This window comes from uncultured Veillonella sp. (assembly GCF_938010505.1).
Classification (GTDB): Bacteria; Bacillota; Negativicutes; order Veillonellales; family Veillonellaceae; genus Veillonella.
The window spans coordinates 1-13,263 of record NZ_CALLVP010000024.1 but is presented as its reverse complement, the minus strand read 5'-3'; the positions used below and the strand labels follow the sequence as shown (position 1 = coordinate 13,263).

Here is a 13,263-nt window from a genome sequence, read left to right as displayed (position 1 = left end):
CGATGTAATAAAAAGGAGGGATACGATGAAAGTTTCAGATGAAACCATGTTATTCCGTAAAGTAGACGATGAACCGATGACAGCTGAAGAGGTGCTCACTCGCGTTTATCAATCTATTCAAGAAAAAGGTTACAATCCAATCAATCAAATCTTAGGTTATCTAATCTCTGGGGATCCAGCGTACATTACAAGTTATAATAATGCCCGTTCCGATATCCGTCGTTTAGAGCGCGATGACTTGATTGAAGAATTGTTGAAAGAATACGCAAAGGCTAAGCAACTATAATGAGAATTATGTCATTAGATGTAGGCAGCCGTACTATTGGTATTGCCTGTAGCGATGCACTGCTCATGACTGCACAAGGTATTGAAACCATTCGTAGAACATCTCTTGAAAAAGACTTTAACCGCTTGCAAGAGCTCATTGCTGAATATGAAGTACATGAACTTGTAGTAGGTATGCCGAAAAATATGAATGGTACAAAAGGTGAACGAGCTGAAAAGACTGAAGAATTCGTTGCTAAGATGAAGGAAGTCATCGATTTACCTGTTACATATTGGGATGAGCGGTTATCTACTGTTATGGCTGAACGCCAACTCATTGCAGCTGATGTGAGCCGTAAAAAGCGTAAATCCGTTATCGATAAGATGGCAGCGGTTGTAATTTTGCAAGGATATTTAGATCGCTTGCAGTTTAATAAATAAGTATTTTTCCTTAAGGAGGGTTTCCAATGGTTGACCAAAATTTTGAAGGTGAAGTGTATTATTTGGAATTCGAAGATGAACATGGTAACAAACAATACTTCACAGAAGATGTTGTCTTGAACCACGAAGGTCAAGAGTATGCCGTTCTTGTACATGTACAAGATGAAGACGCTGACCATGAAGGTCAAGATGACACATACATGATCTTGGCTCGCATCGAAACAAATGAAGAAGGCGTAGAAGAATACGTACCTTTAGATGAAGAAGATGAAAACTTTGAAACTCTAGTAAAATTGTATGAAGACATGGATGAAGACGAATAGTCGTCTTTAGCATAAATTTAGCGTGTTGTCATAGGGCAATACGCTATTTTTATTTGTTTTGTATCATTTTCTTTTGGTACAAAAAAGGATGTTAACATTTATACTTTAAGCATGACAGGGGATTATAATTGATGTATGTGTTACATTGTGTTATCTACGCGGGTGATAGGCCTTTTATATAGGGGAAACATACACTTTATGGTATAATGATATGGTATATACTGTTATGTTACAGAAAGGAACTCAACGACGTGAGAAAAGCCTTAAGATATATTTTAATCCTAGCTATTCTAGGTGTATTAATTATTGGCGGCGGTCTTGGTGCATTATACTTTGTGCCGAATACCTTTGCCCAAGATGATGGAACGCAAGTTCTAGTTATTGAAAAGGGTCAAACGGGCACTGAAATTGCAGATATGCTCTTTGAAAAAGGGCTTATTCGCTCCGCTCAAGGCTTTAAGCTTTGGTTATACTTAAGCGGTACTAATGATAAGCTTCAAACTGGCCATTATCAAATTCCTAATAAAGTAACTGTGCGCGAACTCATTTCTTTATTACAAGAAGGTCATGTAGAATCTATACGTGTTACCATTCCTGAAGGCTATACGGTTGGGGATATCGCTATCGTTCTTGAAAAGAATCAAATCATGAAGGCAAAGGACTTCTTGGCTGAAGCTAAGACCTATGTACCATACCCATACATGAAAGGCACAAAACCTGCTACCTATCCTGTAGAAGGCTTCTTGTTCCCAAGTACGTATGAAATTCCAGTAGGGGCTACACCTCGTGACGTTATTCAAATGATGGCTGATGAAATGAATCGTTATCTCACACCAGCTGTGAAGAAACAAATTCAAGCTCAACATATGAGTATTCATGACTTTGTAACCTTGGCATCTATCGTTGAACGAGAGTCTTTATTTGATGCAGACCGTCCAACTATTGCAGGCGTATTTAAAAAACGCTTGGCTCACGGTATTCCATTGCAATCTGATGCGACCATTTCCTATGTACTTGGTTATGCAAAGGAGAATGTAACGATTGGTGATACACAACTTCAAAGCCCATATAATACATATGTATCTAAAGGCCTACCACCAGGACCAATTGCAAACCCTGGTAAAAAATCTTTAGATTCAGTATTACACTCTGAAAATACGGATTACTTATACTTTGTAGCGGATAAAGAGGGACATAATCACTTCTCTAAAACATACCAAGAGCATTTAGCAGTGGTTAATAAGATTTACGGTGCGGACACAGTAAAAAATTCCTCTGCTAATACTGAAGTAGCTGCACAAGCAGGTCCTAACTATGATGTGACAGTGGCGACTACAGAGCCTGATTACAATTATAGTTCTGCAGAAGCAGTGGAAGCAGACTCTCAATATGTTGATGTAGAACCTAGCTATAAATACACGCCAACTACGGTTCCTGCAGCGGAGATTCCAGATCCTGTACCTGGTACAACACAAAATCCAATACCAGTTCAAGTAAATCCAGCTGCTGCATCTTATGGAAACAATACAAATAATAATAATACTTATGTACCAGCTACAACTTCTGTGCCTGAATCGATGCAAAATGTTATTCCAAATGCACAACCAGCACCACAAATTCAGGTGCAACCAGCGGCTCCCGTTGATCGCTCTACACTTGTAGTTCCTAATGGTGCTAACAATAGATAATGTAGGAGATTTAATCTACTTTCATGACATTAAATGATATTTTAAATGAACAGCGTATTTACGCGATGATTAATGATGTGCCGATTCTACGAGAATCTGAGGTTCATCTATTTGAAGAATTAATAGGTTTGTACCGGCCCACCTCTGTGTTAGAGGTGGGCACCGCCATTGGTTACTCCTCTTTGTTGATGGCACCGCTACTCGACGAGGAAGAGGGACATATCACATCTATTGAACTAGATGATGTGCGTCATGAAATGGCGAAATATTATATTAACCAATCCGATTATGCCGATAAAATTACGTTGCTTAAAGGCGATGCGTCTCAAGTCTTAACGGAACTCACTGGGGAATATGATCTAGTGTTTTTAGATGGTCCTAAGGGGCAATATTTAAAACAACTTGAACTCATTTTGCCGCATGTGAAAGAAGGGGGCGTCATCCTTGCAGATAATGTACTCTTTAGAGGCTATGTAAGGGGCGATAAGGAGCCGCCAAAACGGTTCAAAACTATCGTAAAACGGTTACAAGAATACTTAACATATGTTGAAAATAAAGAATTGTTTAACACTACCATTTACCCAATGGGGGATGGTATGAGTGTGAGTGTGTGGAAAGGGCACAACAAATAATGTCAGAACATTTTATGGAATTGCTTTGTCCAGCGGGTAATATGGACAAGCTTAAAATGGCTATCCGTTATGGTGCGGATGCCGTATATTGTGCAGGCAAACGCTTTGGCTTGCGTGCAGGTAACTCTAATTTCTCCGATGAGGAATTAAAGGAAGCTGTAGAATTCGTGCATGCCCATGGGAAAAAACTCCATGTTACATGCAATATTATTCCTCACAACGAGGACTTCGAAGGCTTAGAGGATTATTTGAAATTCCTTGAAAGTATCGGTGTTGATGCTATCATCGTAGCCGATATGGGTATCTTTAGTCTTGCTAAGCGCGTAGCTCCAGGTTTAGAGCTTCACGTAAGTACACAAGCTTCTACTACAAACTGGCATACGGTGCAAATGTGGAAAGAACTTGGTGCCACACGTGTTGTAGCGGCTCGCGAAGTATCCTTAGCAGACCTTAAAGAAATGAAGGACAATGTAGATATTGAAATCGAGTCTTTCGTACATGGCTCTATGTGTATTTCTTACTCCGGTCGATGTCTCTTGTCTAACTATATGACAGGTAACCGTGATGCGAACCGTGGTCAATGTTCCCAATCTTGTCGTTGGAAGTATTCTCTTGTTGAATCTAATCGACCTGGTGAATATTATCCTATCGAAGAAGATGAACATGGCACGTATATCTTTAATTCTAAAGACTTGTGCTTAATTCACCGCATTCCAGATCTATATGAAGCTGGTATTGATAGTCTTAAAATCGAAGGTCGTATGAAATCCGTTCACTACTGTGCAACAGTGTCGAAAGTATATCGCACAGCTATCGATGCATACCTTAAAGAAGGCAAGGATTGGTACGTTCGTCCAGAATGGCTTGCAGAATTAGAAAAGATTTCCCATCGTCCTTACACAGATGGCTTTGCAGAAGGTCGTCCTGATGAAACGGCTCAAAACTATGGTAAATCTACGAATACCCAGAGCCATGACTTCATCGGTTTAGTTATGGGCTACAACGAAGAAGAAAAATACGTTGATCTCGAACAACGTAACAACTTTAAAGTGGGTGATAAGGTGGAATTCTGCCAACCAAAAGGTGAACTCGTTGAAACGGTGATCGAAAAAATGACAGATGAAGATGGCAATCCAATCGATGTAGCACCTCATGCACAAATGAAAGTACGCATTTATATGGATACACCACTTGAACCGTACTCCATGATGCGCCGTGAGTGCAAACCTAAAGAAGACGAATAATTTAAACATACTAATATAAAAGATCATAATTTTGATTAGTAGTTAAATTAACAATGGTGTTTAGATTATAAAAGTAAGCGATATATGTAGCAGATTTGAAGGAGGGAACTTTATGAGTGGTACACCATTAGAACCGAGTAAATCTATCGGCTCATTTCCCGATGTATCCGATTCAACCATCTCTGGAGAAGAAGCGTATGTGTACTTTCACATTGATCCTAAGCATACGAATTTCATCAATCGCATCATTGAAGGCTATGAATATTTAGGTGTTATGACCTCTGTAGATGCGAGTGGGCGGTGTATGTTGCGCTGCACACCATCTACACGGCCCTTGGCGCTTGAAGTATTAAGTAGCTTATCCGACTATGTCACTATAGAAGATTAAGTATAATTTTGATTGTAAATCTATGAGGGAATTTAATTACTCTACTAGATTTACAATTACATCAAATGTATACGAATTGTAGAGAAATGAGAGTGTATCTATGAAACAATCTATTTTGAAACGTGCATTATTAACAGCTTGCCTTGGAGTATCTATGGCAGGTGTAGCTATGGCGGGGCCTGTAGGTCCTGTAATCATTCCTCAAGCAGGGGATGTGGTTGTTATTAACCATGGTCCTGATATGACTTTCACAGGGAATATCAATTTTGATGTTGAAAGCCAAACTAATAACAACCTACAAATTGGTTCTACTGTGATTCCTAATGTGGTATACGGTGCGGCTTTCAATAAATCTGGCGCACCAGATACAATCATTCCGGCTCAAACGTATGTATATGTAGGCACAAAAGATGGGGCAAATGCTTTCACAGAAGCTAGCGATGCAGATAAAAAAGGTGCAAGCTGGAACGTGGAAACATTGAAGAAAACTAAATCTGGAGATGTACAATTGGCGAGCCGTGGCGTTCCTGAAAAACCATTGGCTAACCAAGTGGCGACCATTAAAGATTCTATTATGCTTAGCGCTGTAGACCTCAGTACAACAGAGGTGGGACGCAATAGCAAGGGCGTTTTGTACATGACCGTGCCTAAGGAATTGAAATTGACTGCTGACACAGGCATTCCTGATGATGTGCGTGAAACGATGCCAGCCATGTTCCGTGGCAAGATGGGTGACTCCCTCATGGTAAACCTCATGCCTCTAAATGAAGAAGAAAAGCAACAATTAGCGGCAAATCCACATAATGCAAATACAATCGTATTTAACCGTGGTATGAACATGGCAAAAATGATCGGTTCCTCTGCGCGTACAAGCAAGGTGTATACATACATGAAGGACCATTATTTGAACCTTGTTATCGTAGCGAAAGATTACGATGATAACGGGGCTCGCGGTAGCGGTGTTATGATGGTATCTAAACAAGATAACTCTAACGACGTGCTCTTAACACTCTACAAAGGTCCAGACCTTTCCACTAGCAAGTTGGAAAAAGTAATTGGAGCTATGCTGTCTACAAACTTCAAACGTTAATTTATAAATAACGTATGTCGTATATGCTGTATGTAATACATCATCATACAACATACTATAAAGTAGACATCATATTATAACAAAGAACAACGTATATCATAAACGGCTCGAGATTATTCTCGGGCTGTTTTCTTTTCAAAACTGTATTTATATAACGTATAAATACAGATGAGATTTACATGTTATAGTTCTTATGAAATTTACAGTTTAACTGTATTGAATTTTTTAGTCTTCTATGATACTATAATCTAGTAAAAGTGATGCAAAGGACATGATTCTTTTATCCCTGTGTACCAGAGAGAGGCAGATGCTGGAAATGCCTTACACATATATTAGAGTTACCCCCTTTAAACTGATTTGTCGAACCTAAGTAGGCAAATACGGCCGCCACCGTTATCGGGCTTAATGAAGTGAATTAACTATACACATATATTCGTATAGGTAGTTAACTAGGGTGGAACCGCGAATGATCTTCGTCCCTTGTTTGTAGGGATAGAAGGTCTTTTTTTATTACCCAATTTATATAAGCTATTTACACAATACTTATGTATTGTGTGGTAAGTAGGTATATTGGTGAAAGTAGAAAATCAAAGCTATCCTAGTTTATAAATTGGAGGAAAGAAAAATGGCAGATGTAAAAATCATTTTACCTGATGGTAGTGCGAAGGAATACGCTGCTGGCACTACTCTTGGGGAAGCAGTAAAACAACTATCTAACAGCTTGGCTAAAAAAGTACTAGCTGCAAATGTAAATGGCGAATTAACAGACCTTCGCGAAGAACTCGTAGATGGCTCTGAAGTAGCTTTTTTAACATTCGAAGATGAAGGTGGCAAACACACTTTGCGCCATACAGCTTCTCATATCTTGGCTCAAGCGGTAAAACGTTTATGGCCTAATGCCAAATTGGCAATCGGTCCAGCAATCGACAAAGGTTTCTACTACGATATCGATTTGGAAGAAAATTTAACTCCTGAAGATTTGGGCAAAATCGAAAAGGAAATGAGTCGTATCGTAAAAGAAAATTTACCGATTACTAAATCCGTTATGCCTCGTCAAGAAGCTATCGAGTTCTTCAAATCTAAAAACGAAGACTATAAGGTAGAATTGATTCAAGACCTTCCTGAAGATGCAATTATCTCTTGCTACTCTCAAGGCGATTTCATCGATCTTTGTGCAGGTCCTCACGCGGCATCCACTGGTAAGGTAAAAGCTTTCAAATTACAAAGCATTGCAGGTGCATACTGGCGTGGCGATGAAAAGAATAAAATGTTGCAACGTATTTACGGTACGGCATTTGAGAAGAAAGAAGAACTGGATGCATACCTTCACATGCTTGAAGAAGCGGCTAAACGGGATCACCGTAAACTTGGTAAAGAACTTGGTTTGTTCGTTATCAAAGAAGAAGGCCCTGGATTCCCATTCTTCTTGCCAAAAGGTATGGCTCTGCGCAACGAATTAGAAAACTTCTGGCGCGAAGTTCATCATGATTTTGAATACGAAGAAATTCGTACACCAATCATCTTGAACAAACAATTGTGGGAAACATCTGGCCACTGGTTCCATTACCGTGAAAATATGTATACTACAATCATCGACGAAGAAGAATATGCTATTAAACCAATGAACTGCCCAGGCGGTATCTTGGTATACCAAAACGAAATGCATTCCTACCGTGATTTACCATTGCGTTATGCGGAACTTGGTCTAGTTCACCGTCATGAATTGTCTGGCGCCTTACATGGTTTATTCCGCGTGCGTGCTTTCACACAAGACGATGCTCATGTATTCATGTTGCCATCTCAAATGCAAACTGAGTTGATGAAAGTTATCGAATTATTCGACCGTATTTATAGCCAATTTGGTTTGAAATACCATGTAGAATTGTCCACTAAACCGGAAGATGCAATGGGGGATGACGCGATTTGGGAACAAGCAACAGAAGCATTGCGTGTTGCTATTGAAACAAAAGGCATTCCTTATGTAATCAACCCTGGCGACGGTGCATTCTATGGACCTAAACTTGACTACCACATTGAAGATTCCTTAGGTCGTACATGGCAATGTGGTACTATCCAATTGGATATGAACTTGCCTGAACGCTTTGATATGGAATATATCGGTGAAGATGGTCAAAAACACCGTCCTATCATGATCCACCGTGCATGCTTCGGCTCCATGGAACGTTTCATCGGTATCTTGACTGAACACTATGCAGGTGCATTCCCAACTTGGATGGCTCCTGTACAAGTTAAAATCTTGCCTATCTCTGAAAAACATGTTGAATACGCAGAAAAATTATCTAAACAAATGCGCAACGACTATGTACGCGTGGAAGTAGATGATCGTAGCGAAAAAATCGGTTACAAGATCCGCCAAGCACAAATGGCAAAAGTTCCATACATGCTTGTTGTAGGCGATAAAGAGGTTGAAGAAGGTACTGTTAACGTTCGTAAACACGGCGGCGATGAATTGGGTTCCGTACCATTCGAACAATTCTTCAATGATATTAAAGGACAAATTAAAGAACGCAACTAACGTTAAAGAGATGAGTTATTTCTGATTACTTTATAATAGGTAGGGTTTAGTCTTCACTAAGTGAACCAAGCCCTACTTTTTTCTTGCTCTAAATAGAGTTTTTAGACAACTGAATAATTTCCAAAATTAAGAAATATATATTGCATAATTACGGTTAAGTTGTATAATTTAATATTAGTGAACTTAATATAGATGTGAAGTTTATTTATATTCTCTTTAATTGTTACCCGTGAGTAGCGAAAGGAAAATGATATGAAAGATGTAAATTCTTACGGCTGGAAAGCTGTCATTGGTTCCTCTGTTGGTTATGCCATGGATGGTTTTGATCTCTTGATTTTGGGCTTCATGCTAACCTTGATATCAGGGGATTTAGGTTTATCTACAGGACAAGCTGGTTCTTTAGTGACTTGGACCTTAATTGGTGCCGTATTAGGTGGTTTTATTTTTGGTACCTTATCGGATAAATATGGCCGCGTTCGTGTCTTAACGTGGACTATCGTACTCTTTGCCGTATTTACTGGTCTTTGTGCCTTTGCACAAGGCTATTGGGATCTTCTCATATACCGTACAATTGCTGGTATCGGTTTAGGTGGGGAATTTGGTATTGGTATGGCTTTAGCTGCTGAGGCTTGGCCTGCTAAGCACCGTGCAAAAGCGACGAGCTATGTAGCCCTCGGCTGGCAATTAGGCGTATTGGCGGCTGCACTATTAACACCTTTATTAATTCCTTATATCGGCTGGCGAGGCATGTTCATGGTAGGTATTATCCCTGCCTTTGTAGCGTGGTTCTTCCGTGCGAAACTACATGAGCCTGAAATCTTTGTACAAAGCAAAGAGGCGAATGAGCATTCCCATAAGCAATCCTTCAAGTTGCTCGTGAAAGACGTGGCAACTACGAAAACATCCATTGGTGTTGCTATCTTAACTTCCGTTCAAAACTTCGGTTATTATGGTATTATGATTTGGATGCCGAACTTTTTGAGTAAACAACTAGGTTTCTCTTTGACTAAGTCTGGTTTGTGGACGGCTGTTACAGTATGCGGTATGATGGTAGGTATCTGGTTGTTTGGTCGTTTAGCAGATAAACTAGGTCGTAAACCAACCTTTATCTTGTTCCAAGTATGTGCTGTGGCATCTATTTTGATTTACTCTCAATTATCTGATCCAACAGCTATGTTGTTTGCCGGTGCTATTCTAGGGGCTTCCGTAAATGGTATGATGGGTGGCTACGGTGCCTTGATGGCGGAAGCATACCCAACAAGTGCTCGCGCAACGGCTCAAAATGTATTATTTAATATCGGTCGTGCCGTAGGTGGCTTTAGTCCAATGGTAGTAGGCATGATCATTTCACTGTACTCCTACCAAGTGGCAATTGCTTTCCTTGCGATTATCTATGTAATTGACATACTAGCAACAGTATTCTTGATTCCTGAACTAAAAGGTAAGGAACTAGAATAAATATTTGTGAAAGCTTTACATTGATAAGCACATAGACGTTTTATATTGAAACTCATATAAAAATAAAAGGCTCTGTCATAAGACAGAGCCTTTTATAGTATGTTTAATTTAAAATATTAGAATTATCTAGCGTGTTTGGTCTATTTAGAATAGTTAGACTTAAGCAATTCCAATCCAGTGCCAGTATGTAAGTGCAAATACGAGAATCATTACATAGCCGATAATGGTTAATGGAATACCTGTAGTCATAAATGTTTTTACGTCGAATGTATCTGTACCGTAAGCCACCATGCCTTGTGGTGAGTTTACTGGTAGTACTAGACCGAAGCAAACTGCATATTGCATAAGCATTGTTACACCGAGTGGATTAAGACCTTCTGCGGAATGTCCCATAACGATGGATATTACGATAGGAATCATGGCAGAGGAGAGGGCTGTAGCTGAAGCAAATCCAAGATGGATTAAAATTAGGAAGGCAGCCATAATAGCGATTAAAAGGAATACGCTTGCCGTTTCAAGGGAAAAGGCATTTACGAATACTTGAGCGAGCCAGGTGGCCGCTTTTGTTTTAAGTAATACGGAACCAAGACCGATGCCAGCACCAAACATGACAATGGAGCCCCAATCTATATTGGATTGGGCAAATTTCCATTCCAGAATACCAAGATTAGGGAAGAAGAATAGTGCGATGGCTACGATTGTTGAGGTTGTAGTATCGATGGTATGTAATTTACCTCCCGTCGCCCACAATGCTAATAGACCAATAGAGATGCATAATAGTTTCTTTTCATCGAATGTCATTGGACCGATTTCTTTACGCATCTTAGCGAGTTGTACATCACCGCCAACGAGTTCTTTAAATTCAGGTTTAATTAAAGCTTGCGTTACAAAGTAGGTAATGATAGCCATAATAATTGAGAACGGTGCAGCTGCTGTGAGCCAATCAATCCAGCTTACAGATGTGTTCATTTGTGTTTGCATAAACCCAACAGCTACGAGGTTTTGGGCGGCTGCTGTTTGAATCATAATATTCCAAAAGGTATCTACCTGTACGGCACCTACCATGAGGAGAGCGGCTACGCGACTTTTACGTTCAATACCTAAGTTTTCAACAATACCGATAATAATTGGAGCAAGACAAGCGATACGAGCCGTTGCACTCGGTACAAAGAAGGCTAGAATGAGACCTGTAATAATAACACCTAAATAGATGCGGCTTACCTTTGTACCTACACTAGATAATACGAGCATGGCAATGCGTCGATCTAGACCCGTTTTACGCATGGCTACGGAAATAAACATAGCGGCACCTACGAGAATCATCGCAGGAGAAGAATAACCTGAAATAATCAGCTTTAAGGCATTAGCTGTGCCCATAGCTTTCGCGGGTGCTTCTGGATTTGGAGAGAAGCCTAGTAACAAGGCTGTGAGCGCCGTAATCATGGTCGCACTTACCGGATAGGATACAGCTGATGTCATCCATAAGATGATAGCAAAGGCGAGGACACCAATCATACGATGACCACCAGTAGATAATGTTTCTGGTGTTGGTAATAATAAAATGCCACCGAGAACAATGAAGGAAAGAATGAGACCGATATTTTGAGTGGTTGTACGTACCTTTAGAGGTGGGGCACTATTTGTTGTACTCATGATAAAACTCCTTTCAATATGTTTAATGCTTAATTAATATAAATATTTTGCTAGTTAGCGTTAGCGTAAATAAATATATATTTATATATATTATTGTTATCGTGTTTTAAGTAAATTAATTATATATCTATAAGACTATTGTATACTTAAAGCGGTCTACTTGTCAGTAATAACACATATATACAGAACATAGATAGTCTGTTATACTATAAGAGTTATAATAATAAATTTATCAAGAAAAGCTCAAGATTGTTGTTGACTTTCACGGTTCGATTTGTTATTATAATTAAGTAATTTATGAAGCAGAGGCCATCCGCCACTCACCTAATACCAAGAAGTATGAGGTTAATATAGAGAATTCTATTCGGATGGTTTTTGCCGTCCGTTTTTTTTATTCTCTTGGAGGTGAACGCTATTAGCAAGGATACACCACGCATTAATGAAGAGATTCGTGCTCGTGAACTTCGTGTAGTAGGTCCTGAAAACGAACAAATCGGTATTATGTCTGGCCGTGAGGCTTTGGCATTGGCTGAAGAACAGCATCTTGATCTTGTGGAAATTGCACCTAACGCTAAACCACCAGTAGCTCGCATTATGAACTACGGTAAATATCGTTATGAACAACAAAAACGCGAGAAAGAAGCGAAAAAGAAACAAAAAATCGTAACTTTGAAAGAAGTCAAATTACGTCCACATATTGAAGACCATGACTTTTACGTAAAAATGAAAAACGCATCCAAATTCTTGGCTGAAGGTAACAAAGTAAAAGTAACCATCATGTTCCGCGGTCGTGAACTTTCACATCCAGAACTAGGCATGGCAGTGTTGACACGTTTTGCTGAAGAACTCAAAGAAACGGCGTCTATTGAAAAAGCAGCTAAATTAGAAGGTCGTAACATGACCATGATTTTAGTAAGTAAATAAGGTATTGGGAGGATTATATTATGCCAAAAATTAAAACTCGTCGCGCTGCGGCTAAACGTTTCTCTGCAACTGGTACTGGTGAATTCAAGCGTGCAAAAGCTTTCAAAAGCCACATTCTTGAAAAGAAATCTCCAGCTCGTAAACGTAATTTACGTAAAGCTACATTGGTTGCAAAAGCTGACCACAAACGCGTAGCTAAATGCTTACCATACGCTTAATCGTTAACTATTAGATCGATAATATCGTAATTTAGGAGGAAATATACAATGGCAAGAGTGAAAAAGGGCGTTACAGCTCATGCACGTCATAAAAAGATTTTAAAATTAGCTAAAGGTTACCGCGGTACACGTTCTCGTTTGTTCAAAAAAGCTAACGAAACAGTAATGAAAGCGTTGTACTACGCTCGTCGTGACCGTCGTGCGAAAAAACGCGAATTCCGTCAATTGTGGATCGCTCGTATCAACGCAGCGGCTCGCATCAATGGCTTGACTTACAGCCGTTTCATCGCTGGTTTAGCCAAAGCAGGCGTTGAAGTTAACCGTAAAATGTTGGCTGACTTGGCAGTTAATGATGCAGCAGCATTCGCTAAACTTGTTGAAGTAGCTAAAAACGCTTAATAGCA

At 39.6% G+C, this 13,263-nt stretch carries 14 protein-coding genes and 1 other annotated feature; of the genes, 13 read left to right on the top strand and 1 reads right to left on the bottom strand.

The window, feature by feature from the left end:
* Positions 1 to 25: 25 nt before the first annotated feature.
* The 10 genes from Q0507_RS01170 (at position 26) to Q0507_RS01125 (ending at position 10,064) form a co-directional block, all read left to right on the top strand.
* Complete coding sequence (locus Q0507_RS01170; RefSeq protein ID WP_009351224.1) at positions 26 to 286, top strand: IreB family regulatory phosphoprotein; 261 nt, start codon at positions 26 to 28, stop codon at positions 284 to 286.
* Entirely contained in the window at positions 286 to 705 is a 420-nt protein-coding gene (gene ruvX, locus Q0507_RS01165) for a Holliday junction resolvase RuvX (protein ID WP_298711158.1), read from the top strand. Before Q0507_RS01170 ends, ruvX begins: the two co-directional genes overlap by 1 nt.
* Before the next feature lie 26 nt (positions 706 to 731).
* Complete coding sequence (locus Q0507_RS01160; RefSeq protein WP_298711155.1) at positions 732 to 1,028, top strand: DUF1292 domain-containing protein; 297 nt, start codon at positions 732 to 734, stop codon at positions 1,026 to 1,028.
* Between the two features lie 251 nt (positions 1,029 to 1,279).
* The gene (gene mltG, locus Q0507_RS01155; RefSeq protein ID WP_298711152.1) at positions 1,280 to 2,716 is read left to right on the top strand and encodes an endolytic transglycosylase MltG; all 1,437 of its coding nucleotides are present in this window, start codon (positions 1,280 to 1,282) and stop codon (positions 2,714 to 2,716) included.
* Between the two features lie 23 nt (positions 2,717 to 2,739).
* Positions 2,740 to 3,348: an O-methyltransferase gene (locus Q0507_RS01150; protein ID WP_298711148.1), complete on the top strand. Its 609-nt coding sequence runs from the start codon at positions 2,740 to 2,742 to the stop codon at positions 3,346 to 3,348.
* On the top strand, positions 3,348 to 4,592 hold the full coding sequence (locus Q0507_RS01145; RefSeq protein ID WP_298711145.1) for a U32 family peptidase: 1,245 nt from the start codon (positions 3,348 to 3,350) through the stop codon (positions 4,590 to 4,592). The genes Q0507_RS01150 and Q0507_RS01145 overlap by 1 nt, the downstream gene beginning before the upstream one ends.
* 112 nt (positions 4,593 to 4,704) lie before the next feature.
* Positions 4,705 to 4,980 (top strand): DUF4911 domain-containing protein, encoded by a 276-nt coding sequence (locus Q0507_RS01140; protein ID WP_298711142.1) that lies wholly within the window; start codon positions 4,705 to 4,707, stop codon positions 4,978 to 4,980.
* Between the two features lie 100 nt (positions 4,981 to 5,080).
* A complete protein-coding gene (locus Q0507_RS01135; protein WP_195213130.1) occupies positions 5,081 to 6,070 on the top strand; it encodes a hypothetical protein in 990 nt (329 codons plus the stop codon).
* A 251-nt stretch (positions 6,071 to 6,321) separates the two neighbouring features.
* Positions 6,322 to 6,554, top strand: a binding site (T-box leader).
* A 141-nt stretch (positions 6,555 to 6,695) separates the two neighbouring features.
* Positions 6,696 to 8,606: a threonine--tRNA ligase gene (thrS, locus tag Q0507_RS01130; RefSeq protein WP_298711134.1), complete on the top strand. Its 1,911-nt coding sequence runs from the start codon at positions 6,696 to 6,698 to the stop codon at positions 8,604 to 8,606.
* Between the two features lie 252 nt (positions 8,607 to 8,858).
* Positions 8,859 to 10,064 (top strand): MFS transporter, encoded by a 1,206-nt coding sequence (locus Q0507_RS01125; protein WP_298711132.1) that lies wholly within the window; start codon positions 8,859 to 8,861, stop codon positions 10,062 to 10,064.
* Between the two features lie 159 nt (positions 10,065 to 10,223).
* Here the strand turns inward: Q0507_RS01125 and Q0507_RS01120 are convergent, their stop codons facing one another.
* Positions 10,224 to 11,717, bottom strand: coding sequence for a DASS family sodium-coupled anion symporter (locus tag Q0507_RS01120; RefSeq protein WP_298711130.1), 1,494 nt, complete (start codon positions 11,715 to 11,717; stop codon positions 10,224 to 10,226).
* Between the two features lie 405 nt (positions 11,718 to 12,122).
* On the opposite strand from Q0507_RS01120, the gene infC reads away from it, so the two are divergent.
* The 3 genes from infC to rplT are packed head-to-tail and all read left to right on the top strand — an operon-like array spanning position 12,123 to position 13,258.
* Positions 12,123 to 12,641 (top strand): translation initiation factor IF-3, encoded by a 519-nt coding sequence (gene infC, locus Q0507_RS01115; RefSeq protein ID WP_038150063.1) that lies wholly within the window; start codon positions 12,123 to 12,125, stop codon positions 12,639 to 12,641.
* Positions 12,642 to 12,661: 20 nt separating this feature from the next.
* Positions 12,662 to 12,859: a 50S ribosomal protein L35 gene (gene rpmI, locus Q0507_RS01110; RefSeq protein ID WP_060919159.1), complete on the top strand. Its 198-nt coding sequence runs from the start codon at positions 12,662 to 12,664 to the stop codon at positions 12,857 to 12,859.
* 48 nt (positions 12,860 to 12,907) lie between these two features.
* A complete protein-coding gene (gene rplT, locus Q0507_RS01105; protein ID WP_119563182.1) occupies positions 12,908 to 13,258 on the top strand; it encodes a 50S ribosomal protein L20 in 351 nt (116 codons plus the stop codon).
* Positions 13,259 to 13,263: the final 5 nt, after the last annotated feature.

Excerpts from the sequence above, each read along its gene's own strand:
- Q0507_RS01160 (WP_298711155.1), top strand. The coding sequence starts at position 732 with ATGGTTGACCAAAATTTTGAAGGTGAAGTGTATTATTTGGAATTCGAA.
- Q0507_RS01120 (WP_298711130.1), bottom strand. The coding sequence starts at position 11,717 with ATGAGTACAACAAATAGTGCCCCACCTCTAAAGGTACGTACAACCACT.
- Q0507_RS01170 (WP_009351224.1), top strand. The coding sequence starts at position 26 with ATGAAAGTTTCAGATGAAACCATGTTATTCCGTAAAGTAGACGATGAA.
- Q0507_RS01150 (WP_298711148.1), top strand. The coding sequence starts at position 2,740 with ATGACATTAAATGATATTTTAAATGAACAGCGTATTTACGCGATGATT.
- Q0507_RS01135 (WP_195213130.1), top strand. The coding sequence starts at position 5,081 with ATGAAACAATCTATTTTGAAACGTGCATTATTAACAGCTTGCCTTGGA.
- Q0507_RS01140 (WP_298711142.1), top strand. The coding sequence starts at position 4,705 with ATGAGTGGTACACCATTAGAACCGAGTAAATCTATCGGCTCATTTCCC.
- rpmI (WP_060919159.1), top strand. The coding sequence starts at position 12,662 with ATGCCAAAAATTAAAACTCGTCGCGCTGCGGCTAAACGTTTCTCTGCA.
- Q0507_RS01125 (WP_298711132.1), top strand. The coding sequence starts at position 8,859 with ATGAAAGATGTAAATTCTTACGGCTGGAAAGCTGTCATTGGTTCCTCT.
- rplT (WP_119563182.1), top strand. The coding sequence starts at position 12,908 with ATGGCAAGAGTGAAAAAGGGCGTTACAGCTCATGCACGTCATAAAAAG.
- ruvX (WP_298711158.1), top strand. The coding sequence starts at position 286 with ATGAGAATTATGTCATTAGATGTAGGCAGCCGTACTATTGGTATTGCC.
- thrS (WP_298711134.1), top strand. The coding sequence starts at position 6,696 with ATGGCAGATGTAAAAATCATTTTACCTGATGGTAGTGCGAAGGAATAC.
- Q0507_RS01145 (WP_298711145.1), top strand. The coding sequence starts at position 3,348 with ATGTCAGAACATTTTATGGAATTGCTTTGTCCAGCGGGTAATATGGAC.